Here is a 23,865-nt window from a genome sequence, read left to right on the forward strand (position 1 = left end):
GGCGGCCCCGTACCGTGGGGGTGTGTACCGGTTTCTGCTGACGCCCCGATGGTGGGGGATCAATCTCTTCCTGCTGCTGTCGATCCCGTTCTGCATCTTCATGGGGTCCTGGCAGCTGGGCCGGTTCGAGGACCGGGTGCAGGACCACCGCACCGCCGCCGAGCAGGTCTCGGAGGCCGGGCGTGAGGCGCCGCGGCCGCTCGGGGAGCTGCTGCCGGTGAACAAGGCGACGTCCGGCAAGCCGGTCACGGCCACCGGGCGGTACGGGAAGCAACTGCTGGTGCCCGGGCGCAAGCTCGACGGCGCGCAGGGCTTCTACGTGCTGACGCTGCTGCGCACCGACTCGGGCCGGGCGCTGCCGGTCGTGCGGGGCTGGGTGGCCGGTGCCGCCGACCCGGCGAAGGCACCCGCGCCGCCCGGGGGCGAGGTCACGGTGACCGGGGCGCTGCAGGCGTCCGAGACGCCGGGGAACAACGGGGTCACCGCGCAGGGCGGGCTGCCGGCCGGGCAGACCGCGGCGATCAGCGCGGCCTCTCTGGTGAACCTGGTGCCCTACGACGTGTACGACGCGTGGGTCACGCTGGAGAAGGCGGACGCGGGGATGAAGGCCGTGCCGGCCGCGGCGCCGCCGGACACCGGGCTGGACCTGAAGGCGTTCCAGAACCTCGGCTACACCGCCGAGTGGTTCGCCTTCGTGGGGTTCGTGATCTTCATGTGGTTCCGGCTGCTGCGGCGCGAGATCGAGTTCGCGCGCGACGCGGAGCTGGGGCTGGTGCCGGACGAGGAGCCCGTCGCGGCGGACGCCGCCGCCAGGTGACCGGCGCCCGCGCGCGAGCCCTCCCGAGTGCGGCCGAGCGGTCACGGTCCTACCCGTCGTGACCGGCGGAAACAGCACCCGCCGCACACCGCAGCCGTACACCCCAGCCGCAGCGCCGCGCGACGGCGCCCCTAGGACGCCGCCAGCACTCCCGTCCAGTACACGGTGCCCGCGCAGGCGTTGGACACCGTCAGCGAGCCCGCGCCCGAGCCGGTGCTCGGGGTGTAGGTGACCGCCACGCTGCCGTCGACCGTGCCGTCCTCCCGGACCATCTGCGGGGTCGTGCCCGTGTCGCCGCCGGTGGAGCTGCCCTCCGTGGTCGTCGGGTCCTCGGACGGGGTGGGCGTCGGGCTGGGGTCGGGGCCGCCGGTGCCGCCGCCGGCCGGCGGGCAGGTCTCGGTGGGGACCCAGGCGAACTTCACGTCGTAGGCGGCGCCCGGCGCCAGGACCAGCTGGGCGGCTTCCAGGGACGGGTCCGGCAGGCCGGCCGCCGCGTCCCCGGCGGTGTGCCGGGCCGAGCCGACCTTGCTGACGTCGGCCGCGCCCTGCGGCACCGCGCTCACCGAGCCGGGGCCGGTGACCGTGCAGGGCGCGCCGGAGACGTTGGTGACGCGGAACGAGCCGTAGACCGCGCCCGTGGAGTCGGGGGCGGCGCTGCTGCCGGAGGCCGGGCCGAGCTGGGCCGCGGTGCAGGCGGGGGTGCCGACGGCGGTGCTGGCGGAGGGGTCGGCGCCCTGGGTCGCGCCGGTGCCCGCGCCGGTGCCCCTGTCCTTGCCCTTCTCCTTCTTCTCGCCCTTGTCCTTGTCCGGGGTCTTGCCGGAGGAGCCGGCCGGGCCGCTGTCCCCACCGGCGGGGCCCTTGCCCTCGCTCGCGCCGCCCTGCGCCTCGGAGGCGTGGCCGATGGCCGAGGGGTTGGCGTCGGAGCCGGTGGAGTTGGAGACGTGCACCAGGGCGGGGATGGCGGTGCCGACGAAGAGCGCGGCGGCGGCCATGCCGACGACGGCCTGCCGCTTGCGGGTGCGCCGCTGGGGTACCGCCTTCCGCAGATACTCCAGGGTGCCGTCGCGCGGCTCCACCTCCTGCACCACTTGGTGCAGCATCCTGCGCAGGTCCAGCTCGTCCGAGTCGAGCCCCTGGGGGCTCTGGTCGTCAGGGCCGTGGTTCACAGTTCCGTTCCCAGCGTGCGAGTGGTTCGGATGGTGCGTGTGCAGCCTGGTCGGCGCGGGCGGCTCGACGGGCTCGTGCCCGTCGGGCCCGTCACGGCGGGCACCGTCTCCGTCGCTCATGCCGGCGCCTCCATGGCCAGCCTGAGCGCGGCGATGCCGCGCGAGCCGTACGCCTTCACCGAGCCCAGGGATATCCCGAGGGTCTCGGCGACCTGCGCCTCGGTCATGTCCGCGAAGTAGCGCAGCACCAGCACCTCGCGCTGGCGGCGCTGCAGGCCCTTCATCGCCTTGATGAGGGAGTCGCGCTCCAGCTGGTCGTAGGCACCTTCCTCGGCGCTGGCCATGTCGGGCATGGGCTTCGACAGCAGCTTCAGGCCGAGTATGCGGCGGCGCAGCGCCGAGCGGGAGAGGTTGACGACCGTCTGGCGCAGGTACGCCAGGGTCTTCTCCGGGTCGCGGACCCGCTTGCGGGCGGAGTGGACCCGGATGAAGGCCTCCTGGACGACGTCCTCGCAGGAGGCCGTGTCGTCGAGGAGGAGGGCGGCGAGACCGAGCAGCGAGCGGTAGTGCGCGCGGTAGGTCTCGGTGAGGTGGTCGACGGTAGTGCCGGCTGCGACGCCGTCCTCGGCGCCGTCGCGCTGGTTCGGGATGCGGGCCGGCCGCGCTGCGGGCACGGGCGCGATCACCGGCATGCCACCGGGCGTACCGGCCATGCGGGGTCGGAGTGCCGCAGGGCGGGGCGGTCGCATGACCGTGCCGCGCGCCGCGCTGAAGTCGAGTACCTCTGCCACGCCTGTTGGACACGCCTCAGCCCGTGAGGGTTGTACGTGCCGGGCGTCACCTTCACGCCGACCGTCGCCGCCGACGGTCTACCTGCGTCAGGCAGCACAACCACTGGCGCATCAAATGCCCTCATGCGTCCCGCTCTTCCCCTATGTCCAGATGTGAACGGACGTCCCCACGTCCGGTTCCAGGCGTCCCCACGCCTGATGAAGCGCTCCCACGGTCGAAGGGTGACCGCAAAGACGCTCCCCGCCCTCCGCGCGGTTGCGGAGGGCGGGGAGGTAAATCCTCTGCTGCCGAAGCGCCCTGGACAAGTGGTCCGGACCATCAACCGGTCCACATGCCGCCCACAGATCCTACAAACCACCTGTGACAACGCCCCGGGGTTTTCCGGCACGGCGCGGCTTCACGACGCACCGTCAGCGTTCGGGCGGGACCGAGGGATCGGGCCCGGCGGCGCGCGAAGGGCGCCGCCGGCACCACCGGGAATCCGGTCGTTCAGGACAAGTCGGCCGCGACCAGCTCGGCGATCTGCGCGGTGTTGAGGGCGGAGCCCTTGCGCAAGTTGTCGCCGCACACGAAGAGTTCGAGCGCCGTCGGGTCGTCCAGGGCCCGGCGCACCCGCCCGACCCAGGTCGGGTCGGTGCCGACCACGTCGGCGGGGGTCGGGAACTCCCCCGCGGCCGGGTTGTCGAACAGCACGACACCGGGCGCTGTGGCGAGGATCTCGCGGGCCTTGTCGACGGTGACCTCGCCCTGGAAGCGGGCGTGCACGGTCAGGGAGTGCGTGGTGATCACCGGTACGCGCACGCAGGTGACGGCCACGGGCAGTTCCGGCAGGCCGAGGATCTTGCGGGACTCGTCCCGCACCGTCAGCTCCTCCGAGGACCAGCCGTCCTCGCGGGCCGTCCCGGCCCAGGGCACGACGTTCAGCGCGACCGGCTCCGGGAACGGCCCGGTGCGCTCGCCCACGGCCCGCCGTACGTCGCCGGGGCAGGTGCCCAGGTCCGTGCCGGCGACCAGGGACAGCTGCTCGCGCAGGGTCGCCACGCCCTCGCGCCCCGCGCCGCTGACGGCCTGGTACGAGGAGGCGACCAGCTCGCGCAGGCCGAACTCGGCGTGCAGCGCGCCCAGGGCGACGATCATGGAGAGGGTCGTGCAGCCGGGGTTGGCGACGATGCCGCGCGGGCGCGTCCGCACCGCGTGCGGATTGACCTCGGGCACGACGAGGGGCACGTCCGGGTCCATCCGGAACGTGCCGGAGTTGTCCACCACCACCGCGCCCTTGGCGGCGGCCAGGGGGGCCCACTGCCCGGCTACCTCGTCGGGGACGTCGAACAGAGCGACGTCGACCCCGTCGAGGGCCTCCTCGGTGAGGGCCACGACCTCGGTCTCCTCACCGCGCACGGCCAGCTTGCGGCCGGCCGAGCGCGGTGAGGCGATCAGCCGGATCTCGCCCCAGACGTCCGCCCGCTGGGACAGGATCCGGAGCATGACCGTGCCCACGGCTCCGGTCGCTCCCACCACGGCGAGCGTGGGCCGGCCGGACCGGCCGGTCCCGCCGCCCCGTCGGAGGTCGGCCATCAGCGGCCGGTGCCTCCGTAGACGACGGCCTCGTCGCTGTCGGAGTCGAGCCCGAACGCGGAGTGCACGGCGCGGACGGCCTCGGGGACGTCGTCGGCGCGCGTGACGACCGAGATGCGGATCTCGGAGGTCGAGATCAGCTCGATGTTCACGCCCGCGTCGGACAGGGCCGTGAAGAAGTCGGCCGTGACGCCCGGGTTGGTCTTCATTCCGGCGCCGACCAGGGAGATCTTGCCGATCTGGTCGTCGTAGCGCAGCGAGTCGAAGCCGATGCCGGCCTTGTTCTTCTCCAGCGCGTCGATGGCCTTGCGGCCCTCGGTCTTGGGCAGCGTGAAGGAGATGTCCGTCAGGCCCGTGGACGCGGCGGACACGTTCTGCACGACCATGTCGATGTTGATCTCGGCGTCGGCGATCGTGCGGAAGATCGAGGCCGCCTCGCCCGGCTTGTCCGGCACGCCGACAACCGTGACCTTGGCCTCGGAGGTGTCGTGCGCGACACCGGAGATGAGAGCCTGCTCCACCTGCTTGTCCCCTTGATCGATCGGCTCGCTGCTGACCCACGTGCCCTGCAGTCCGCTGAAGCTGGACCGGACGTGGATCGGGATGTTGTAGCGGCGGGCGTACTCCACGCAGCGGTGGAGCAGCACCTTGGACCCGGACGCCGCCAGTTCGAGCATGTCCTCGAAGGAGATCCAGTCGATCTTCTTCGCCTTCTTCACCACGCGCGGGTCGGCGGTGAACACGCCGTCGACGTCGGTGTAGATCTCGCAGACGTCGGCGTCGAGGGCGGCGGCGAGGGCCACGGCCGTGGTGTCGGAGCCGCCGCGACCGAGCGTGGTGATGTCCTTGGTGTCCTGGCTGACACCCTGGAAACCGGCCACGATCGCGATGTTGCCCTCGTCCACCGAGGTCTTGATCCGGCCCGGCGTGACGTCGATGATCCGGGCTTTGTTGTGGACCGAGTCGGTGATGACACCTGCCTGGCTGCCGGTGAACGACTGGGCCTCGTGACCCAGCTTTTTGATCGCCATGGCCAGCAGGGCCATGGAGATCCGCTCTCCGGCGGTCAGCAGCATGTCGAGCTCGCGCCCGGCAGGCATCGGGGAAACCTGCTCGGCGAGATCGATCAGCTCGTCCGTCGTGTCGCCCATCGCGGAAACCACGGCGACCACCTGGTTGCCGTTCTGCTTCGCTTCCACGATCCGCTTGGCGACGCGCTTGATGCCCTCGGCATCGGCTACGGAGGAGCCTCCGTACTTCTGCACGACAAGGCCCACGTGCGCTCCTCGCTCAATCCGTCTCTATCCGCTCATACGCATTCGTACCGCGGTCGGCTCAGTCTAACGAGCGTCCGAAAAACCCCTCCGCGATATCGCATGGTGAGATCCGGCGCCCGTCCAGAGGGGCTCATGCCCATCTGGGCACGGGCCACGCGGAAAGTGCCGGGCATCACAATCGACGAGCTGGGTACACCCTCGCGCGCGCACTTGTTACGGTCCCCCGATGGAGATCCTGCGCTACGTCGCCTTCAGCACGGACCCCGCGGGCGGCAACCCGGCGGGCGTGGTGCTGGACGCGGCCGGGGCCGGCGAGGCGGCGATGCAGGCGGCGGCCGCCGAGGTCGGCTACTCGGAGACGGCGTTCGTGGTGGACCCCGGCGACGGCTTCCTGGACGTCCGGTACTTCAGCCCGCTCGCCGAGGTGCCGTTCTGCGGCCACGCGACCATCGCCACGGCCGTCGCCCACGCGGAGCGGCACGGCACCGGGCGCCTGCGGCTGCGCACCGCGGCCGGCCCGGTCACCGTCACCACGGACCGCACGGCGGACGGCACCCTCGTGGCGACCCTGGTGAGCGTCGCCCCGCGCACGGTCCCGCTCGACGAGGCCGACCTCGCCGGGCTGCGGGCGATCCTGGGCTGGTCCGCCGCCGACCTGGACCCGGCGCTGCCGCCCCGGGTGGCCTTCGCCGGGGCCTGGCACCCGGTCCTCGCCGCCGCGACCCGGGACCGGCTGGCCCGCCTGGACTACGACATGGCCGCGCTCGGCGCCCTCATGGCCGCCCGGGACTGGACGACGATCGACCTGGTGTGGCGCGAGTCCCCCACGGTCTTCCACGCGCGCAACCCGTTCCCGCCCGGGGGCGTGACCGAGGACCCGGCGACGGGGGCGGCGGCGGCCGCGTTCGGCGGCTACCTGCGTGAACTCGGGCTGGTGCCGGTCCCGTCCACCCTGACGATCCACCAGGGCCACGACCTGGGACGCCCGAGCACCATCACGGTGACGGTACCGGCGGAGCGGGACTCGGGCATCGGCGTGACGGGCACGGCCGTACGGCTGCGCTGAGCACGGGGAGTCCCGGAATGGGGAGACCAACTCCGCCTCAGCGCACGTCACTCGCTTCCGTCCGGGGCGCCGGGCGCAGCCCCAGCGGGGCCGCGATCTCCTCCGCCATCACACGGCCCGCCTCGAACTCCAGCGTGTCGTCGCCCATGCCCTGGTCGGTGTCCAGGCCGTCGAGTTCGGCGAGGGGCTGGTTGAGGCGGACGTGGGCGAGGACCGACTGCAGGGCGCGCAGGGTCGCGGAGGCGGTGGAGCCCCAGTTGGAGAAGTAGGAGAACTGCCACCACCACAGGGCCTCCGCGGTGCGGCCCGCCTTGTAGTGGGCCATGCCGTGGCGGAGGTCGGTGATGACGTCCGTGAGGTCGTCGGAGATCCGGGCCGGGACCGGCGCCTTGCGCGGCTCGTAGGGGTCGAAGACCTCGGAGTAGACGTCGACCGGGTCCAGCAGGCGCGCCAGGTTCTCGCGGAGGTCGTCGACGTCCTGGTCCGGTCCGGAGTCCGGCTCGTAGCGCTCGTCGGGGAGGATGTCCTCGTGCGCGCCGAGACGGCCGCCGGCCAGGAGGAGCTGGGAGACCTCCAGCAGGAGGAAGGGGACGGCCGATTCCGGCTCGTCGCCCTTGGCGACCTCGGTGACGGCGACCAGGAAACTCTCGATCTGGTCCGCGATCTGGACCGCGAAGTCGTCCGGGTTCTGGTCGGTCGCGTGCAGCGTGGCGTCAGACATCTAGGAGTCTTCTCCCCTCGAAGGCGCGGCCGAGCGTGACCTCGTCCGCGTATTCCAGGTCCCCACCCACCGGGAGGCCGCTGGCCAGGCGGGTGACCTTCAGGCCCATGGGCTTGATCATGCGGGCGAGATACGTGGCTGTCGCCTCGCCCTCGAGATTCGGGTCCGTGGCGAGGATCAGCTCCGTGACCGTGCCGTCGGCGAGACGGGCCAGGAGCTCCCTGATGCGCAGGTCGTCCGGGCCCACCCCGTCGATCGGGCTGATCGCGCCGCCCAGCACGTGGTACCGGCCCCGGAACTCCCGGGTGCGCTCGATCGCCACGACGTCCTTCGGCTCCTCGACCACGCAGATGACGGCGGGGTCGCGGCGGGCGTCGCGGCAGATGTTGCACAGCTCCTCCTGCGCGACGTTGCCGCAGGTCGCGCAGAAGCGGACCTTCGCCTTGACCTCCGTCAGCGCCTGCGCGAGACGCCGTACGTCCGCCGGCTCGGCCTGCAGGATGTGGAAGGCGATCCGCTGGGCGCTCTTCGGACCGACGCCGGGCAGCCGTCCCAGCTCGTCGATCAGGTCCTGGACCACGCCTTCGTACAACGGACTGCCCTTCCTGGGTCTTCGGGGTCGGAACGCACCCTCCGGTACGTACCGTAGTTGTCGGCCGCCTGTCCGAGGAAGGCGGTGCGCGGGGTCAGAACGGCAGACCGGGGATCCCGCCGCCGCCCAGGCCCTGCGCGAGCGGGCCCAGCTTCTGCTGCTGGAGCGCCTGCGCGTTCTCGTTGGCCGCCTGGACCGCCGCCACGACCAGGTCGGCGAGGGTCTCGGTGTCCTCCGGGTCCACCGCCTTCGGGTCGATCGTCAGGGCGCGCAGCTCGCCGGAGCCGGTCACGGTGGCCTTCACCAGGCCGCCGCCGGCCTGTCCGTCGACCTCCGTCTGCGCCAGCTCCTCCTGAGCCCGCGCCAGATCCTGCTGCATCTTCTGGGCCTGCTGAAGCAACTGCTGCATGTTGGGCTGGCCACCACCGGGGATCACGATCAGCTCCTTGCTCGGTACGGGTTTTCCCGTTCGGCACGAGCCTACGTGGTCCGGCCTGCCGTCGCCCCGGCACTCTTTCGAGTGACGTACCCTCGCGCCCCATAACCGATCAAGGAATACTTCCGGGCGGAAAAGCGGCGAAAGCCACGCCTTCGCCACCCATGGGGGGTAGGAAGGGTCCGGCGCGTACGTCGGACGCTGGCCGTTCGTCGCGCAGCGTGATCGAAGCGTGCACCTCGTGGTCGATCGTGGTCAGTAGGGAGTGCCGGGTGGGTCAGCCGGAGATGCAGCCCGAGGGGCCGCCTCAGGACGGGCGGGGAGAACAGGCGGCCCGGCTGCGGGCGGGCGATCTGACCGGGCGGGTCCTTCCGCTCGGGGACTGGGGTGAGCCCGCGGCCCGGCTGGACGAGCTGTACCGGTGGGTGGAGCGGGGGGCGCTGCAGACGGCCGCCTGGTACCTGGAGGACCGGGTGTGGAAGCGGCGGTGTGCGCGGGTGCTGCGCTGCGGGGCCGCCACGGGGGCGGTGACCGGGGTCGGGCTGCCGCTGCTGGAGCTGACGGGCGTCGTGGGCCGGATCGCGTCCTGGGGGTGTCTGGCGCTGCTGCTGGGGGTGGCGTGCGTGGCCGTCGACCGGTACTTCGGCGTGACGTCGGGCTGGATGCGGGACGTGGCGACCGCGCAGGCGGTGCAGCGGCGGCTGCAGGCGTTGCAGTTCGACTGGGCGGCGGAGAGCGTGCGGGAGGTGCTCGGGCCGACGGAGGGGACGGCCGGGGAGGCCGCCGAGCGCTGTCTGGGGGTGCTGCGCAGGTTCTCCGAGGACGTCACCGAGCTGGTCCGGGTGGAGACGGCGGACTGGATGGGGGAGTTCCGGTGCGGTGCCGGGGCGCCCGCGGGGGTGCAGACGGCGGTGTTCACCGGCGGGGGGCGCGGGACCGAGGCGGGAGGCGTCAACGGGAGGTTCACCGTGCCGCCGCCGCACGGGGCCCGGCCGAACATGCCGCGGCAGCGCCCGCCCGAACCGAGGTGACCGGTCACCCGCCCGCGCCGGAGCGCCCGCCCCGGACGCCCTCGCCGTCCTGCGCGCACAGCGTCAGGCCCTCCGGCGTCCAGCACGGCACGTGCCCGTGCGTGCGGATGACGTCCTGGCCGTTGCCGCGGGCGAGGTACGTCAGGAAGCTCGACGCCAGGGAGTCGGCGGGCGGACGGCCGTAGGTGTAGGCGTACTCGATCTCGCGGTACGGGTAGGCGCTGGTGCCGTGTTCGATCGCGTCGACGGAGGCGGGGTCGCCGTCCAGGCGCAGCACGTGCAGGCCCCCGGCGCGGACGGCCAGGTTGAGTTCGCTGTAGCCGATGGCGCCGGGGAGCGCGGCGACCGTGGTCAGGACCTGCTCGGTGGAGTCGAGTTCGCAGCGGATGACGGCTGCCGTGGGGTCGTCCCGGTGGACGCAGTCGACGGAGGAGTTGGCGATCTCGCCCCGGCCCAGCACCCGGCGCTGGAAGACCTGCCGGGTACCGGAGTTGGCGTCCCTGCTGACCAGGTGGACGGGCAGGTCGGGTCCGCCGAGCTGCCGCCAGTTGCGGATCTCGCCGCGGTACAGGCGCCGTACGTCCCCGGTGGACAGGTCCGTCAGCCGCACGTCGTCGTGGACCACGAGCGCGAACACCGACACCGCCACCCGGTTCTCGCGCAGGTCGGGCAGGCCGGGCGGCTTCGGGCCGTCGGACAGGGCCACCACCGGCGGGGAGCCGTGGCCGTCCCGTCGCGCCCGGGAGCCGGCCGCCGCGAGTTCGCGGATCCCGGCCGTCGAGCCGTGGGCGTCGACCTCGATGACCGGGTCGCCGCCGCAGTCCCGTTCGTACGTGCGCGCCACCTCGCGCAGCACCGGCGCGAACGCCGTGGAGCCGGTGACGGTCAGGGTGCCGCTCGCGCAGCCGATCGGGGGCGGGGTGTCGTCCCGGGCGACGACGATCGCGGCCAGGGTGACCACGCTGGTCGTGAGCGCGATGGTGATCAGCCGCGCCGCCCGGCTGAACAGGGGCGGCTTGTCGTCGGGCGTGGCGCTGCGGTTGGGGTGCACCTCGCCGTCGCGCAGCCCGCCGACCAGCCGGATCTCGTCGCCGACGTCGCCGCCGGAGAGCAGCACGAGGAGCTTGAAGTGGTCGCCGCGGTTGAGCGGGACCCGGGGGATGCGCAGGGTGTTGCCGTCGTAGGCGAAGCCGCGTGCCGCGGTGAAGTGGTCCATGAGGTGGTCGGTGTCCGACGGCTGGGTCACCGAGACGCCGTGGACGGTGCGGCCGGTGAACACCGCGGTCAGGCCGTGCAGTTCGGGGCCGGTGTAGTCGTCGCGGTCGATGCCCTGCGAGCCGTCGTTCTCGATGCGCAGCAGGACGAGGGTCGCGTCGGCCATGCCGGGGGCCTCGTCGAACAGGCCGAGGCGGCGGTTGGCGCGGCCCGACCGCACGTCGTCGCCGATCGCGTTGTCCATCTGCACGCGGTAGCCGATCCGCTTGCGGCGCGGGACCCGGCGTTCGTACCAGACCATCACGCCCGAGGCGACGATGCCGAGGAGTGCCGTCGCCACGGCCACCAGGTTCTCCGCGCTGAGCCACTCCATCGTCGGTGCCCCCGTGCCCCCGCTGCCGCCCGGACGATTGCGATCGTCCGGTCACGGTACGGCCGGACGGGCGGGAATCCGGTGCTCGTCGGCCGGAATTCGCCGGACGTTCAACGAGGCCGCCGAGCAAGGGAGTTGGTCACTGCTTCGTGTACGTGAGCCGCTCCCCGCTGCTCGTGTTGACGCGCTCGAGCGTGCCGTCCGGCAGGAGGGTGACCTCGGTGGCGGCGCCCGGGGTGCAGGCGGTGCGCGGCTGCCCGACGGTCACGCTGGACGGGCCGATGCTCAGCGGGCCGCCGGAGCCGGGGGCGGTGGTCAGCTCGCCCTCGAACACGCAGTGGTAGGTGCCGCCGTCCTTGGTCGGGCCGTCGGCCACGAGGGACAGGACGGTGTCGCCCGGCTCGCCCTGCCGGATGGTCAGCGAGCGGCTGTGCTCGCCGTCGGCGTTGTCGATGGTGGTGGTCCAGGTGCCGAGGTACCCGGCGGGGACGGTGCCGTCCGCCGGGGAGGGGGTGGGGTCGGGCTGCGAGAGCGTCGGGGACGGGCCCGGGGTGGTGGGGGGCGCGCCGGTGCTCCGGGTGGGCGCCGGGTCGCCGACGGCACGGTTGTCGTCGCCGCCCTGCATCAGCGCGAACACCGACCCGCCCGCGGCGAGCGCGACCACCAGGGCGATCACCACGAGCAGCGCGGTGGAACGGCCGTGAGCCGGGGGCGGCTCCTGCACCAGGGTGTACGGCGGGGGCGTGCCGTAGGGCGGCGGGCCGTAGGGCGGGGTGGAGCCGAGGCCGCCGTGACCGGCGTGGTGCGGGGCGGCGCCCGGTACCCCGGGGTGGGGGTGCTGCTGGGGGTGGCCGTACGCCTGGTACGGGGGTGCGGGCGTCTGCGGCGGGAACGGGACGCCCTGTCCGGCGGCCGGGGCGGGCACCGGCGGGGGCGGGCTCGCGCCCTGGCCGGCGACCATGGTCGGCAGATGGTTCAGCGGCGCCCCCTCACCGGGCCGGCCCGGCGCGGGCGGGAGCGGCGCCGGCGCACCGGCGGGCGCCGGCCCCGGCGGCACGGGGTTCGGTGTGGCCTCGTCGGGGGCGGGGGCGTGCTCCGGGGTGGCGCCGGGGCTCCCGGAGGACGCGGGACTCCCTGGAAAGGCGGGACTCCCCGAGAAGCCGGGGCTCCCCGAGAAGGCGGGCGACGGGAGGTTCCCGGGGCTGCCGGGCGAGGCGGGAGCGCCCGGGTGGGCGGGCGGCGGGACGGTTCCGGGGGCGGCGGCGTACGGCTGGACTCCGCCGGGAGACCCGGCGGGACCGGCGCTCCCGGAGGGGACCGGCGGCCAGACGGCTGCGGGCTGCCCCGGCGCCCCGGGCTGCGGGGCGGAGCCCGGACCCGGGCCACCGGAAGGACCGGCGTTTCCGGAAGGGACCGGCGGCCGGGCGGCGTCGGCGCCGGGGCCGGGCTCCCCCACCGCCTCGGGATCCTCCGCGTCCAGCAACCGCACCGCGTGCCGCCCGAGCTGGGCCACCAGGGCGCCCGGCAGCCACGGGTCCAGCGCGCGGCCGTCGGCGACGGTGTCGTCGGCCCCGGTCCGCCGCAGGACGAGGTCGAGCGACGGCCGTGCGGCGGGGTCCTTGCGCAGGCAGTCGCGGACCAGGTCGGCGATGCCCTCCGGGACGCCCTCCAGGTCCGGGTCCTCCTGCGCGATGCGGAACATCAGGGCGTGCACACCGCTGTTGGCGGTGCCGAAGGGCAGCTTGCCGGTGGCGGCGTAGGCGAGGACCGAGCCGAGGCAGAAGACGTCGCACGCCGGGGTGATGCGGTCGCCGCGCACCTGCTCGGGCGCCATGAACCCGGGCGAGCCGACGAGCGCCCCGGTGCGGGTGAGCCCGCCGTCCGTCACGGTCTCCAGGGCGCGGGCGATGCCGAAGTCGATGACGCGCGGGCCGTCGATGGTGACCAGCACGTTGGACGGCTTGAGGTCGCGGTGGACGATGCCGGCCGCGTGGATGTCCTTGAGCGCGTGCGCGAGCCCGGCCGCGAGGATGCGCACGCTCCGCTCGGGCAGGGCCCCGTGGTCGTGCCCGACGACCTGCTGCAGGCTCGGCCCGGCGACGTACCCCGTGGCCACCCACGGCACCGCCGCCTCGGTGTCCGCGTCCAGCACCGGCGCCGTCCAGTACCCGCCGACCCGCCGCGCGGACCGCACCTCCTGACGGAACCGCTCCCGGAACTCCTCCTGCGCGGCCAGCTCCTCGCGGACCAGCTTCACGGCGACCGTGCGGCCCCGGTCGGAACGGGCCAGATACACGTGCCCCATGCCGCCCGCACCGAGCCGCGCCAGCAGCCGGTAGGCACCGATGCCCTGCGGATCCCCGCCCCCCAGCTTCTCCATCGCTCAGCCGCCTTCCCCCCACACGTGAGCAACAGACCGAGAATAGTGCGGGGCGGGGACCGGGTGGCCCGGGCGACGTCTACGGTTCCGTAACAGGCGGACCCGTCTCGTCCAGTACCTTCGACAGCCGTTCCAGGACCCGTACCGCCTCGGCCAGGTCCGCCTCCCCGAACGCCTCCGCCAGCCGGTCGGCGAAGGCCGCGTGCCCGGGGTCGATCCGGGAGACGGCCGCCCGGCCCTCCGCGGTCGGGGCGAGCAGCTTGGCCCGGCGGTGCGCCGGGTTGGGCCGGTACTCCGCGAGCCCCCGCTCCACCAGCAGGTCGGCGATGCGCTGCACGCTCTGCCGGGTGATTCCCATGGCACGGGCGATGCCGGAGACCGGCAGCGGCTCCCGGAGGACCGCGCCGAGCACCTGCCACCAGGCGGCGGTGAGCCCGGCCGGCCGGGCCAGTTCCTCCGCGACCGCGAGGAACTGGCCGTTCAGCCGGAACACCCCGAGGGCGCCGCGGCTGAGCAGGTCCTGACGCTCCCGGCTCACAGCGCCCCGGCCTCCTCCAGCACCGCGTACGCCGACGGGTCGGAGTCGTGGAACAGCCGGTACCAGGCGTCCAGCACCTCGCCCTCGTACACCCCGAGCAGCCGGAGGACCTCCCGGGCGAAGGCGACGGGCTCGGTCGGGCCGGCGGTGACCAGGTTCCCGTCGGTGACGGCGTCGGTCTCGACGTAGCGCCCGGCGCCCGCGTAGCCGGTCGCGGCCAGGTAGAAGGAGACCGCGCTGGTGTGGTCGCGGTCGTCGAGCAGGCCCTCGCGGGCCAGTCCGGCGGTGGCGCCGCAGATCGCGGCGACCGGCACGCCCGCGTCCAGGAAGGCCCGGGCCGTGCGGGCGAAGGGCGCGAGGTCGTCGCCCGTGTCCCAGAGGTCGGCGCCCGGCAGGATCAGCAGCGCGCTGTCCTCGGGGTGTACGTCCGCCAGGGCCAGGTCGGGCTGGACGCGCAGTCCGCCGATGCTCGTGACCGGGGCCGTGGACGGGCCGACGGTCCGGATCTCCCACCCGGCGCGGGCGAGGTGGGCGGTGGCGTGGCCGGGCTCCCAGTCGGCGAGGGTGTCGTAGACGGCGAGATGGACGGGCTTGCGCGATGTGCCGGCGTTCATGGTTCCTCCTCGACCCCGGTGCTTTATGACAGCATCCTGACATGACGACAGCAGGCTGTCAATAAGGGGCGGGGCGTCTGGACAACCTGTCGGAGGAAGACCGCGGACGGCAGACAGGCCGCCGATGTCACCGGCCCCTCCCCCGCGCCTACGCTCGCCCGCATGACCCCTCAGCCGAACCCCGAAGCAGGCGCCGCCGTCAAGGCCGCCGACCGTGACCACGTCTTCCACTCCTGGTCCGCCCAGGAGCTCATCGACCCGCTCGCCGTCGCCGGTGCCGAGGGGTCGTACTTCTGGGACTACGACGGCCGCCGCTACCTCGACTTCTCCAGCGGGCTCGTCTACACCAACGTCGGCTACCAGCACCCCCGGATCGTCACCGCGATCCAGGAGCAGGCGGCGCGGATGACGACCTTCGCGCCCGCGTTCGCCGTCGAGGCGCGCTCGGAGGCGGCGCGGCTGATCGCCGAGCGCACCCCGGGCGACCTGGACAAGATCTTCTTCACCAACGGCGGCGCGGACGCCGTCGAGCACGCCCTGCGGATGGCCCGGCTGCACACGGGCCGCCCCAAGGTGCTCTCGGCGTACCGCTCGTACCACGGGGGCACGCAGCAGGCCGTGAACGTCACCGGCGACCCGCGCCGCTGGGCCTCCGACAGCGGCACGGCCGGGGTCGTGCACTTCTGGGCGCCCTACCTCTACCGCTCCCGCTTCTACGCGGAGACCGAGGAGCAGGAGTGCGCGCGGGCGCTGGAGCACCTGGAGACCACGATCGCCTTCGAGGGCCCCTCGACGATCGCGGCGATCATCCTGGAGACCATCCCCGGCACCGCCGGGATCATGGTCCCGCCGCCCGGCTACCTCGCCGGGGTGCGCGAGCTGTGCGACACGTACGGGATCGTCTTCGTCCTGGACGAGGTGATGGCCGGGTTCGGGCGGACCGGCGAGTGGTTCGCGGCGGACCTGTTCGGCGTCACGCCCGACCTGCTGACCTTCGCCAAGGGCGTGAACAGCGGCTATGTGCCGCTCGGCGGAGTGGCGATCTCCGGCGCCATAGCGGAGACCTTCGGGAAGCGGCCCTACCCGGGCGGTCTGACCTACTCCGGGCACCCGCTGGCGTGCGCCGCCGCCGTCGCGACGATCGGCGTCATGGCCGAGGAGGGCGTCGTCGAGAACGCGGCCCGGCTGGGCGCGTCCGTCCTCGGGCCGGAGCTGCGGGCGCTCGCCGAGCGGCACCCGAGCGTCGGCGAGGTGCGCGGCGTCGGCATGTTCTGGGCGCTGGAGCTGGTGCGCGACCGCGAGACGCGGGAGCCGCTGGTGCCGTACAACGCGGCCGGGGAGGCGAACGCGCCGATGGCCGCCTTCGCCGCCGCCGCCAAGGCGGGCGGGCTGTGGCCCTTCGTGAACATGAACCGCACCCATGTGGTCCCGCCGTGCAACATCGGCGAGGCCGAGCTGAAGGAGGGCCTCGCGGCACTGGACGCGGCACTCTCCGTGGCGGACGAACACACCGCGTAAGTGCCGGTGAACCCGTCAGTAAGCGACATTCTCGCGTCACGTTCGAACGCGTAAGGTGGCGTGCTCGTAGAACACCTACGCGCACGCCACCCGGACGCGACGAGGAGACGCCCTGACCATGCCCGGCAGCATCGGCCACGGCGCCGTGATGCGCAGCACCCTGCGGCAGCAGATCGCCGAGGCGCTCCGTGACGAGGTACTGGCCGGGCGTCTGCAGCCGGGGCAGGAGTTCACGGTGAAGGAGATCGCCGAGCAGTACGGCGTCTCCGCGACGCCGGTGCGGGAGGCGCTGGTCGACCTGTCCGCGCAGGGGCTGCTCGACGCCGACCAGCACCGCGGCTTCCGGGTCCACGAGTACTCCGTCGAGGACTTCCGCGGCATGATCGAGGCCCGCGGCCTGGTCGTCGAGGCCATGTTCCTGGCCCTGACCACGGGGCGCCCCGACGCCGTACGGCCCGACGACCCCCGGGCCGCCGCCGTCGTCGCCGGGGTCCGCAGGCGGGGCGAGGAAGCGCAGCGGGCCGCCACCGCCGGCGACCTCACCGTCCTCATCGGCTACGACCTGCGCTTCTGGCGCGAGCTGTGCGCCTGCTTCGGCAACCCGTACCTCACCGACTTCCTGAACCGGCTGCGGGTGCAGACCTGGGTGTGCGCGGTGCAGCACCTGCGCCGGCTGACCGATCTGCGCGGCGAGCTGTGGGCCGGTCACACCGAGCTGGTCGAGGCCCTCGTCGCGGGCGACATCGACACCGCGCGGGCCCTCGTCGCCGGGTACAACACCCACTCGCTCGCGCTGATCGAGCGTCTCGCCTCCGGATGACCCGCGTCGCGTCCGCCCGGATGGGTATGGGACATGCACGGCGGGCGCCGTGACCGAGCCGCACCGCTACCCTTCTTGACCACCGTGCTACCCGACCGCCGCGCTGAGCGAGGAGCCCTCTTTGGCCTGTGACCTGTGGCTGGTACCGCTCGTCGACGTGTTGTGCCACACGCCGGACAACCCGTTCGCCGAGGAACTCGCGCAATACAACAAGGTGCTCGCCGAGGCCGGGCTGCCGCCGGTGCCGGTGTACCAGTACATGCCGGGACTCACCGGCGACGTCGCCCCCGTCGCGGGCTTCGACTACGACGCGCTGCACTTCCTGCGCCGCGCCTACCTGCTCCAGGTGTGCGGTCTGCCGGTGACGCCGGTGGACGAACTGGGCGGGGACTACGAGCAGCTGCTGGAGATGTTCGAGTCGACGGCCCAGCAGTCGCACCTGGTCTGGCACTACGACCACGCCGGGGCCTACGTCCCGGTCGACTTCCCCCACCCCCTCGCCGACGACGAACTGCTCGCCGGGGGCGGCCCGCTGGGCTCCTCGCACGCCCTGCTGCGGGAGCTGGAGGTGGTCGCCCCGGTCATCGGCATCGACCCGGCCAACCCGCCGGCACCGCCGCAGCCGCCACCGGTGCCGACGGAGCTGGAGGAACCGGCCGTCCCGGCCCCGTACGACCCGAGCCCCTTCGCCCGCGAACGGCACGTGTGGCTGGGGCTGCACGCGGCGGTGACGCGGAGTCTGGCGCAGGGGTCGATGATCGTGTTCAGCTGATCCGGTCGGGGCCGGGGCCTATCCGCCGAAGTGCAGGGGGCCGTTGATGTCCCGGGCCTGGACGACCGGCCCCTGGAACGTCCCCCCGGAGATCCGGTTGTGGGCGTCGCCCGCACCGGTCCGCGCGCCGTCCCACGCCTAGGCCCGGCGGCGCCAGGTCCCCAGGGCCTGCGCGAAGGCCGGGTCATCCCCTCCGTCACGCCGCTCCTCGACGACCCCTCACCCGTTCGGCCTCCGTCCCCATGGCACCCCCGGCCGGCAACCGGGGATGCTACGCGCTGCGGTCGGCGGGCGAACGGGCGGAGCGCACACGGATCCGGCGGCCGGCTCGCGGGGTGCGGGCCGGCCGCCGGAGCGCGGCGGGTGTCGTCCTACAGGAACGAGTTGATCTCGATCGTCTCGTCCCGGCCCGGGCCCACGCCGATCGCGGAGATCGGGGCGCCCGACATCTCCTCCAGTGCCTTCACGTACGCCTGGGCGTTCTTCGGCAGGTCGGAGAAGGACTTGGCCTTGCTGATGTCCTCGCTCCAGCCGGGCAGCATCTCGTAGACCGGCTTCGCGTGGTGGAAGTCGGTCTGGGAGTACGGGAGCTCCTCGACGCGCCTGCCGTCGATCTCGTACGCCACGCAGACCGGGATCTGCTCCCAGCCGGTGAGGACGTCGAGCTTGGTGAGGAAGAAGTCGGTCAGGCCGTTCACGCGGGTCGCGTAGCGGGCGATGACCGCGTCGAACCAGCCGCAGCGGCGGTCGCGGCCGGTGGTGACACCGCGCTCGCCGCCGATCCGGCGCAGGGCCTCGCCGTCCTCGTCGAAGAGTTCCGTCGGGAACGGGCCGGCCCCGACACGGGTCGTGTACGCCTTGAGGATGCCGATGACCCGGCTGATCTTGGTCGGGCCGACACCGGCGCCGGTGCAGGCACCGCCCGCGGTCGGGTTCGACGACGTGACGAAGGGGTACGTGCCGTGGTCGATGTCGAGCAGCGTGCCCTGGCCGCCCTCGAACAGGACGACCTTGTCCTCCTCCAGCGCCTGGTTCAGCACCAGGACGGTGTCGGCGACGTACGGCGCGAGCTTGTCCGCGTAGCCGAGCAGCTCCTCGACCACCTGCTCCACGGCGATCGCGCGCCGGTTGTAGAGCTTGGTGAGGACCTGGTTCTTGACGTCGAGGGCCGCCTCGACCTTCTGCGTCAGGATCGACTCGTCGTAGAGGTCCTGCACACGGATGCCGACGCGGTTGATCTTGTCGGCGTAGGTCGGGCCGATGCCGCGCCCGGTCGTGCCGATCTTCCGCTTGCCGAGGAAGCGCTCGGTCACCTTGTCCACCGTCACGTTGTACGGGGTGATGATGTGCGCGTTTCCGCTGATCATGAGCTTGGAGGTGTCGACACCACGCTCGTTCAGACCGCTCAGCTCGGAGAGCAGGACCGACGGGTCGACGACGACGCCGTTACCGATGACCGGCGTACAGCCGGGAGAGAGGATTCCGGAAGGGAGGAGGTGCAGGGCATACTTCTGATCGCCCACGACCACCGTGTGGCCGGCGTTGTTGCCGCCCTGGTAGCGCACCACATAATCCACCGAACCACCGAGCAGGTCGGTGGCCTTTCCCTTGCCTTCGTCACCCCACTGAGCACCGAGCAGCACAAGTGCGGGCACGCGCGTACACCCCTTCCGGGCGGGGCATGTCCATGGTCGAGGGCGAACGCGGAGGTCTCCGCCGCGTGCACCGCGACCACCGTTGGCCGCCAACCGTCGGACCGGATGCCCCGGAATAGACGAAGCCCCTGGCGCAATAGCGCAAGGGGCTCTTGCACAAAGATGCTACCCGAGGAAGCGAGGCATGGCCGAGGTGGCGACTTCCACGACGTCCGAGCAGCTGCTGGTGGTGGTCGACCCGGTCGCCCGTCGGTCGGACGGCGAGTCCGTGCGGATCGCGAAAGACGTGCTCGGAGCGGGTGCCGCGATGAAGCTGTGCCTGCCGGACGGGCCGGAGGAGTTCGCGCGGGCGCTGCGGCGGCGGGGGTCGCGGCGCCCGGTGGTGGTGGGCGACGACCGGGCCCTGATCCGCGCGGTGTCGCTGCTGCACCGGCACCGGGAGCTGGCCGGATGTGCGCTGTCGGTGGTGCCGGTCGGGGGCGCGCTGTCCCTGGCGGAGTCGCTGGGCGTGCCGACGGGGACGGTGGCGGCGGCGCGGGCGGTGCTCGACGGGGTCGAGCGGCGGATGGACCTGATGGTCGACGACAGTGACGGGGTGGTGCTGGGCGCCTTGCGGATACCGCCGCTGTCGCCCTCCCCGGGCGGGGCGGAGCAGGAGAGCGCGCCGGCCTCGCAGGGCGCGGCGGGCCGCCCGTGGCTGCGGACCTGCCAGTCCCTGGTCCGCGGCCTGGTGCCGGTCGCCCTGCCGTCCCGGCTCGCCGCCGCACCCGAGCCGGGGCCGTCCCGGCTGCGGGTCGAGGTGGACGGGCGGACCCTGGTCGACCTGGACCAGCCGGTGGAGGCGGTGTCGGTGTCCCCCGCCGCCTCGGGCATCGCGTCGGTCGAGGTCAGACCGGTGTCGGTGGGCGCCGAGGCCTCGCCCCTGCTCGCCCGGGGCCGCACGGTGACGGTGTCCGGGGCGCACTTCCGCTACCGGGCGGACGCGGTGGTGTCGGGACCGGTACGCACCCGCACGTGGGTCGTCCACGAGGACGCGTGGGGCCTGACGCTGCCGGCGGGGCTGTGAGCCGGTCCCCGGCTTCTGCTGTTCGGCGCCCGGGCGCAGGCCGCCGCCCGGGTCGCCCAGCCGGAGGGTTCCGGCTACCGGGCGCTGGTCGCCGCGCCCGGCAGCGGCGGGTCTCACCCCGGGCCGAACGTCCTCTCCCGGTGCACGCGCCAGCGCTCCATGAGGGCGGCGAGCTCGCCCTCCAGGAACTCGAAGAACGCCAGGGTCTCCGACAGGCGGCGGCCGGCCGGGGTGTCGGGTCCGAGGCTGGTGACGCCCTCGCGCAGGGCGCCCTCCCAGCGCTTGAGGACGGCGTCGCGGTTGGTCAGGGCCTCGTACCACTGGTCGCCGTGGACCCGGTAGCGCTCGCGGCGGGAGCCGGGCTCGCGTTCCCGGGAGACCATGTGCGTCTGGGCCAGGTAGCGCACCGCCCCGGACACCGCCGCGGGGCTGATCCGCAGCCGCTCGCCCAGGTCGGCGGAGGTGAGCGAGCCCTCGTCGGAGGAGAGCAGCGCGGCGAAGACCCGGGACGGCATCCGCGGCATGCCCGCCTCGACGAGCTGGGCCGCGAAGGACTCCACGAACCTCGACACGGCCTCCGTGTCCCGCGCCTTCCCGGCTGAATCCGTCATACGGCGCATCCTATCCGCGATTCATACGCTTCCTTAACTTCACAAATTTCTGAAGCGAGCGTACGTTCTGAACCATGACGAAGGCCATCACCGTCTCCGGACTGCACAAGTCCTTCGGGCGGACGCACGCACTCGACGGGCTGGATCTGGAGGTCGCCTCGGGCGAGGTCCACGGCTTCCTCGGCCCCAACGGTGCCGGCAAGTCCACCGCCATCCGGGTCCTGCTCGGCCTGCTGCGCGCCGACTCCGGCGCCGCGCAGGTGCTGGGCCGCGACCCGTGGGCGGACGCGGTGGAGGTGCACCGCCGGATCGCCTACGTCCCCGGCGACGTGACCCTGTGGCGCAACCTCTCCGGCGGCGAGGTCATCGACCTCTACGGCCGGCTGCGCGGAGGGCTCGACGCGCGGCGCCGGGCGGAGCTGGTCGAGCGGTTCGAACTCGACCCCACCAAGAAGGGCCGCACCTACTCCAAGGGCAACCGGCAGAAGGTCGCCCTGGTCGCCGCGTTCGCCTCGGACGTGGACCTGCTGATCCTGGACGAGCCGACCTCGGGACTCGACCCGCTGATGGAGGGCGTCTTCCAGCGCTGCGTCGCCGAGGAGCGCGACCGGGGCCGGACGATCCTGCTCTCCTCCCACATCCTCAGCGAGGTCGAGGAGCTGTGCGACCGGGTGAGCATCATCCGCAAGGGCCGTACGGTCGAGAGCGGCTCGCTCGCCGACCTGCGGCACCTCACCCGCACCAGCGTCGTCGCCGAACTCGCGGGCCCCCCGAACGGGCTGTCCCGGCTGCCGGGCGTCCACGACCTCGACGTGCAGGGCCTGCGCGTCCGGCTGCAGGTCGACACCGACCGGCTGGACGGCGTCCTGCGGTCGCTGAGCGAGTCGGGCGTGCGGTCGCTGACGTCGACACCGCCCACGCTGGAGGAGCTGTTCCTGCGGCACTACCAGGACGAGGCGGGCTCCCGATGACCACCGTCGCCCTGCGGCCCCGCAGCGCGCGCCAGCTGGCCGGCACGGCGACCCTGCTGCGGTTCGCCCTGCGCCGCGACCGGCTGATGATCCCGGTCTGGATCGCCGTCAACGCCGCCATGGTCCTTTCCATGCCGGGCACGCTGGAGGGCCTGTACGGCACCCCGGCCGCACGCGCCGAGCTGATCGGCCAGATGCGGGCCAACTCCTCGCTGCGCGCGATGGTCGGCCCGGTCTTCGGCGACTCGCTGGGCGCCCTGACGGCCTGGCGGGTCGGCATCTACGCGGGCGCCCTGGCCGCCGTGATGAGCCTGCTGGTCGTCGTACGGCACACCCGGGACGAGGAGGAGAGCGGCCGTCAGGAGCTGGTCGCCTCCGGGATGGTCGGCCGCCGCGCCTCCCTCACGGCGGCCCTGCTGGCGGCGGCGGTCGCCAACGCGGTCCTCGCGCTGCTGGTGACGGCGGGTCTGGCCGGCCGGGGCACGGCCGGCGCCCTGGCCCTCGGGCTCGGCATCGCCGCGGTCGGCATGGTCTTCGCCACGACGGCGGCGATCCTCGCGCAGCTCACCGAGAGCGCGCGGCTGGCCCGCGGCCTGACGGCTGCGGTGCTGGGCGCCGCGTTCGTGCTGCGCGCGGCGGGCGACTCCGCGACGGACGACGGTTCCTCCGTCCTGACGTGGCTGTCCCCGCTGGGCTGGCAGGAGAACCTGCGGCCCTACGCGGCCGAACGCTGGTGGGTGCTGGCCCTGCTCGCCGGGGCGGCGCTGCTCCAGGGCGCGCTGGCCTACGCCCTGGCCGGCCGCCGGGACATCGGCATGAGCTTCCTGCCCACCCGGCCCGGCCCGGCGTCCGGCCGCCTGGGCAGCGCCGGCGCCCTGGCCTGGCGGCTGCAGCGGGGCGGCGTACTGGGGTGGAGCATCGGCTTCTTCGTGGCCGGGGTGGTCTACGGCGGTATGACCGAGGGCGCCGCCGACCTGGTCGGCGACAACGACAACGCCCGGCGCGTCTTCGAGCGCATGGGCGGCCAGTCCGGCCTGACCGACGCGTTCCTGGCGTCGATGGCCGGCATGCTCGGGCTGGTCGCGGCGCTGTACGCGGTGGCGTCGGTGCTGCGCCTGCACTTCGAGGAGACCTCGGGCCGGGCGGAACCGGTGCTGGCGGCCGCGGTGGGCCGCGTGCGCTGGGCCGCCGGGCATCTGCTGATCGCCTTCGGCGGGAGCGCCCTGATCATGCTGCTGGCCGGCCTCGGCCTCGCCTTCGGCTACGGCCGGCAGACCGGTCCGGTCCTGGCGGCCTGCCTGGTGCAGCTTCCGGCGGTGTGGGTGATCGGCGGGGTGGCGGTGCTGCTGCACGGGCTGCTGCCCCGGGCGGCCCCGGCGGCGTGGGCCGTCGCCGGGGCGGTCCTGCTGATCGGCTGGATCGGCCCGGCGCTGGACGTGCCGCAGGCCGTCCTGGACGTCTCCCCCTACGGCCACCTCCCGAAGCTGCCGGGCGGGCGGATGGAGTGGGGGCCGGTGGGGGTGCTCACGGCGCTGGCCGTGGCGCTGGTGGCCGCAGGGCTGGCGGGGCTGCGGCGCCGCGACCTGACCACCTGACCGCCTGGCCGCCTGGCCTCCTGGCCAGCTGACGGCCTGACCGCCTGGCCTCCTGGCCTCCTGGCCTCCTGGTCTCCTGGCCAGCTGACGGCCTGACCGCCTGACCGCCTGACCGCCTGACCAGCTGACCGCCTGGCCGCCTGACCGTCTGGCCTCCTGACCGCCTGGCCTCCTGGCCTCCTGGCCAGCTGACGGCCTGGCCGCCTGGCCACTTGGCCCTCACCGGGCCGAGGGGCGGGCGCGGCGCAGCCCGGCCCGGCACGG

At 73.5% G+C, this 23,865-nt stretch carries 22 protein-coding genes; 9 read left to right on the forward strand and 13 right to left on the reverse strand.

Annotated elements, in window-relative coordinates; genetic code table 11:
- The first annotated feature begins 22 nt into the window (after nucleotides 1-22).
- On the forward strand, nucleotides 23-817 hold the full coding sequence (locus ABZY20_RS23730; RefSeq protein ID WP_356443526.1) for an SURF1 family protein: 795 nt from the start codon (nucleotides 23-25) through the stop codon (nucleotides 815-817).
- 131 nt (nucleotides 818-948) lie between these two features.
- Here the strand turns inward: ABZY20_RS23730 and ABZY20_RS23735 are convergent, their stop codons facing one another.
- The 4 genes from ABZY20_RS23735 to ABZY20_RS23750 all read right to left on the reverse strand — a co-directional run bounded on the left by ABZY20_RS23735 (nucleotide 949) and on the right by ABZY20_RS23750 (nucleotide 5,627).
- Complete coding sequence (locus ABZY20_RS23735; protein WP_356443527.1) at nucleotides 949-2,103, reverse strand: hypothetical protein; 1,155 nt, start codon at nucleotides 2,101-2,103, stop codon at nucleotides 949-951.
- Nucleotides 2,100-2,675 carry a SigE family RNA polymerase sigma factor gene (locus ABZY20_RS23740; protein WP_010032008.1) on the reverse strand — a complete coding sequence of 192 codons (576 nt, stop codon included), beginning with the start codon at nucleotides 2,673-2,675 and terminating at the stop codon, nucleotides 2,100-2,102. Before ABZY20_RS23740 ends, ABZY20_RS23735 begins: the two co-directional genes overlap by 4 nt.
- A gap of 589 nt (nucleotides 2,676-3,264) precedes the next feature.
- A complete protein-coding gene (locus tag ABZY20_RS23745) occupies nucleotides 3,265-4,350 on the reverse strand; it encodes an aspartate-semialdehyde dehydrogenase (protein WP_356443528.1) in 1,086 nt (361 codons plus the stop codon).
- Entirely contained in the window at nucleotides 4,350-5,627 is a 1,278-nt protein-coding gene (locus ABZY20_RS23750) for an aspartate kinase (RefSeq protein WP_356443529.1), read from the reverse strand. Before ABZY20_RS23750 ends, ABZY20_RS23745 begins: the two co-directional genes overlap by 1 nt.
- Before the next feature lie 226 nt (nucleotides 5,628-5,853).
- Between ABZY20_RS23750 and ABZY20_RS23755 the strand changes: the two genes are divergently transcribed.
- Complete coding sequence (locus ABZY20_RS23755; protein ID WP_356443530.1) at nucleotides 5,854-6,693, forward strand: PhzF family phenazine biosynthesis isomerase; 840 nt, start codon at nucleotides 5,854-5,856, stop codon at nucleotides 6,691-6,693.
- 37 nt (nucleotides 6,694-6,730) lie between these two features.
- On the opposite strand, the gene ABZY20_RS23760 is transcribed toward ABZY20_RS23755, so the two are convergent.
- The 3 genes from ABZY20_RS23760 to ABZY20_RS23770 form a co-directional block, all read right to left on the reverse strand.
- Nucleotides 6,731-7,414: a DUF5063 domain-containing protein gene (locus ABZY20_RS23760; protein ID WP_356443531.1), complete on the reverse strand. Its 684-nt coding sequence runs from the start codon at nucleotides 7,412-7,414 to the stop codon at nucleotides 6,731-6,733.
- Nucleotides 7,407-8,006: a recombination mediator RecR gene (gene recR, locus ABZY20_RS23765; protein ID WP_356443532.1), complete on the reverse strand. Its 600-nt coding sequence runs from the start codon at nucleotides 8,004-8,006 to the stop codon at nucleotides 7,407-7,409. The genes ABZY20_RS23760 and recR overlap by 8 nt, the downstream gene beginning before the upstream one ends.
- A gap of 94 nt (nucleotides 8,007-8,100) precedes the next feature.
- The gene (locus ABZY20_RS23770) at nucleotides 8,101-8,442 is read right to left on the reverse strand and encodes a YbaB/EbfC family nucleoid-associated protein (RefSeq protein WP_356443533.1); all 342 of its coding nucleotides are present in this window, start codon (nucleotides 8,440-8,442) and stop codon (nucleotides 8,101-8,103) included.
- Between the two features lie 272 nt (nucleotides 8,443-8,714).
- On the opposite strand from ABZY20_RS23770, the gene ABZY20_RS23775 reads away from it, so the two are divergent.
- Complete coding sequence (locus tag ABZY20_RS23775; RefSeq protein WP_356443534.1) at nucleotides 8,715-9,473, forward strand: SLATT domain-containing protein; 759 nt, start codon at nucleotides 8,715-8,717, stop codon at nucleotides 9,471-9,473.
- Nucleotides 9,474-9,477: 4 nt separating this feature from the next.
- Here the strand turns inward: ABZY20_RS23775 and ABZY20_RS23780 are convergent, their stop codons facing one another.
- The 4 genes from ABZY20_RS23780 to ABZY20_RS23795 all read right to left on the reverse strand — a co-directional run bounded on the left by ABZY20_RS23780 (nucleotide 9,478) and on the right by ABZY20_RS23795 (nucleotide 14,593).
- On the reverse strand, nucleotides 9,478-11,061 hold the full coding sequence (locus ABZY20_RS23780; protein WP_356443535.1) for a substrate-binding domain-containing protein: 1,584 nt from the start codon (nucleotides 11,059-11,061) through the stop codon (nucleotides 9,478-9,480).
- Nucleotides 11,062-11,200: 139 nt separating this feature from the next.
- On the reverse strand, nucleotides 11,201-13,441 hold the full coding sequence (locus ABZY20_RS23785; protein WP_356443536.1) for a protein kinase: 2,241 nt from the start codon (nucleotides 13,439-13,441) through the stop codon (nucleotides 11,201-11,203).
- A gap of 79 nt (nucleotides 13,442-13,520) precedes the next feature.
- Nucleotides 13,521-13,979, reverse strand: coding sequence for a helix-turn-helix domain-containing protein (locus ABZY20_RS23790; RefSeq protein ID WP_356443537.1), 459 nt, complete (start codon nucleotides 13,977-13,979; stop codon nucleotides 13,521-13,523).
- Nucleotides 13,976-14,593: a type 1 glutamine amidotransferase family protein gene (locus ABZY20_RS23795; protein WP_356443538.1), complete on the reverse strand. Its 618-nt coding sequence runs from the start codon at nucleotides 14,591-14,593 to the stop codon at nucleotides 13,976-13,978. The genes ABZY20_RS23790 and ABZY20_RS23795 overlap by 4 nt, the downstream gene beginning before the upstream one ends.
- Nucleotides 14,594-14,755: 162 nt before the next feature.
- Here ABZY20_RS23795 and ABZY20_RS23800 point away from each other — a divergent pair, with 162 nt between their 5' ends.
- The 3 genes from ABZY20_RS23800 to ABZY20_RS23810 all read left to right on the forward strand — a co-directional run bounded on the left by ABZY20_RS23800 (nucleotide 14,756) and on the right by ABZY20_RS23810 (nucleotide 17,703).
- Nucleotides 14,756-16,111 carry an aspartate aminotransferase family protein gene (locus tag ABZY20_RS23800; protein ID WP_356443539.1) on the forward strand — a complete coding sequence of 452 codons (1,356 nt, stop codon included), beginning with the start codon at nucleotides 14,756-14,758 and terminating at the stop codon, nucleotides 16,109-16,111.
- A 118-nt stretch (nucleotides 16,112-16,229) separates the two neighbouring features.
- Nucleotides 16,230-16,931, forward strand: coding sequence for a GntR family transcriptional regulator (locus ABZY20_RS23805; protein ID WP_356443540.1), 702 nt, complete (start codon nucleotides 16,230-16,232; stop codon nucleotides 16,929-16,931).
- A gap of 121 nt (nucleotides 16,932-17,052) precedes the next feature.
- On the forward strand, nucleotides 17,053-17,703 hold the full coding sequence (locus ABZY20_RS23810) for a hypothetical protein (RefSeq protein ID WP_356443541.1): 651 nt from the start codon (nucleotides 17,053-17,055) through the stop codon (nucleotides 17,701-17,703).
- Nucleotides 17,704-18,074: 371 nt separating this feature from the next.
- Here the strand turns inward: ABZY20_RS23810 and ABZY20_RS23815 are convergent, their stop codons facing one another.
- Entirely contained in the window at nucleotides 18,075-19,358 is a 1,284-nt protein-coding gene (locus tag ABZY20_RS23815; RefSeq protein ID WP_356443542.1) for an adenylosuccinate synthase, read from the reverse strand.
- A 184-nt stretch (nucleotides 19,359-19,542) separates the two neighbouring features.
- On the opposite strand from ABZY20_RS23815, the gene ABZY20_RS23820 reads away from it, so the two are divergent.
- Nucleotides 19,543-20,424 carry a diacylglycerol kinase gene (locus ABZY20_RS23820; protein WP_356443543.1) on the forward strand — a complete coding sequence of 294 codons (882 nt, stop codon included), beginning with the start codon at nucleotides 19,543-19,545 and terminating at the stop codon, nucleotides 20,422-20,424.
- 113 nt (nucleotides 20,425-20,537) lie between these two features.
- Here ABZY20_RS23820 and ABZY20_RS23825 read toward each other — a convergent pair whose 3' ends face one another.
- Complete coding sequence (locus tag ABZY20_RS23825) at nucleotides 20,538-21,035, reverse strand: MarR family transcriptional regulator (protein ID WP_356443544.1); 498 nt, start codon at nucleotides 21,033-21,035, stop codon at nucleotides 20,538-20,540.
- Between the two features lie 74 nt (nucleotides 21,036-21,109).
- Here ABZY20_RS23825 and ABZY20_RS23830 point away from each other — a divergent pair, with 74 nt between their 5' ends.
- Complete coding sequence (locus ABZY20_RS23830) at nucleotides 21,110-22,006, forward strand: ABC transporter ATP-binding protein (protein WP_356443545.1); 897 nt, start codon at nucleotides 21,110-21,112, stop codon at nucleotides 22,004-22,006.
- A complete protein-coding gene (locus ABZY20_RS23835) occupies nucleotides 22,003-23,601 on the forward strand; it encodes an ABC transporter permease (RefSeq protein ID WP_356443546.1) in 1,599 nt (532 codons plus the stop codon). Before ABZY20_RS23830 ends, ABZY20_RS23835 begins: the two co-directional genes overlap by 4 nt.
- Nucleotides 23,602-23,865 lie beyond the last annotated feature (264 nt).

Origin of the sequence: Streptomyces sp. NPDC006624, assembly GCF_040611555.1 — a bacterium.
GTDB lineage: Bacteria > Actinomycetota > Actinomycetes > Streptomycetales > Streptomycetaceae > Streptomyces.

Bases quoted from the DNA above. Each gene is read 5' to 3' on its own strand.
- ABZY20_RS23735 (WP_356443527.1), bottom strand. From the start codon at position 2,103: ATGAGCGACGGAGACGGTGCCCGCCGTGACGGGCCCGACGGGCACGAG.
- ABZY20_RS23740 (WP_010032008.1), bottom strand. From the start codon at position 2,675: ATGCCGGTGATCGCGCCCGTGCCCGCAGCGCGGCCGGCCCGCATCCCG.
- ABZY20_RS23745 (WP_356443528.1), bottom strand. From the start codon at position 4,350: ATGGCCGACCTCCGACGGGGCGGCGGGACCGGCCGGTCCGGCCGGCCC.
- ABZY20_RS23755 (WP_356443530.1), top strand. From the start codon at position 5,854: ATGGAGATCCTGCGCTACGTCGCCTTCAGCACGGACCCCGCGGGCGGC.
- ABZY20_RS23760 (WP_356443531.1), bottom strand. From the start codon at position 7,414: ATGTCTGACGCCACGCTGCACGCGACCGACCAGAACCCGGACGACTTC.
- ABZY20_RS23780 (WP_356443535.1), bottom strand. From the start codon at position 11,061: ATGGAGTGGCTCAGCGCGGAGAACCTGGTGGCCGTGGCGACGGCACTC.
- ABZY20_RS23785 (WP_356443536.1), bottom strand. From the start codon at position 13,441: ATGGAGAAGCTGGGGGGCGGGGATCCGCAGGGCATCGGTGCCTACCGG.
- ABZY20_RS23795 (WP_356443538.1), bottom strand. From the start codon at position 14,593: ATGAACGCCGGCACATCGCGCAAGCCCGTCCATCTCGCCGTCTACGAC.
- ABZY20_RS23800 (WP_356443539.1), top strand. From the start codon at position 14,756: ATGACCCCTCAGCCGAACCCCGAAGCAGGCGCCGCCGTCAAGGCCGCC.
- ABZY20_RS23805 (WP_356443540.1), top strand. From the start codon at position 16,230: ATGCCCGGCAGCATCGGCCACGGCGCCGTGATGCGCAGCACCCTGCGG.
- ABZY20_RS23820 (WP_356443543.1), top strand. From the start codon at position 19,543: ATGGCCGAGGTGGCGACTTCCACGACGTCCGAGCAGCTGCTGGTGGTG.
- ABZY20_RS23825 (WP_356443544.1), bottom strand. From the start codon at position 21,035: ATGACGGATTCAGCCGGGAAGGCGCGGGACACGGAGGCCGTGTCGAGG.
- ABZY20_RS23830 (WP_356443545.1), top strand. From the start codon at position 21,110: ATGACGAAGGCCATCACCGTCTCCGGACTGCACAAGTCCTTCGGGCGG.
- ABZY20_RS23835 (WP_356443546.1), top strand. From the start codon at position 22,003: ATGACCACCGTCGCCCTGCGGCCCCGCAGCGCGCGCCAGCTGGCCGGC.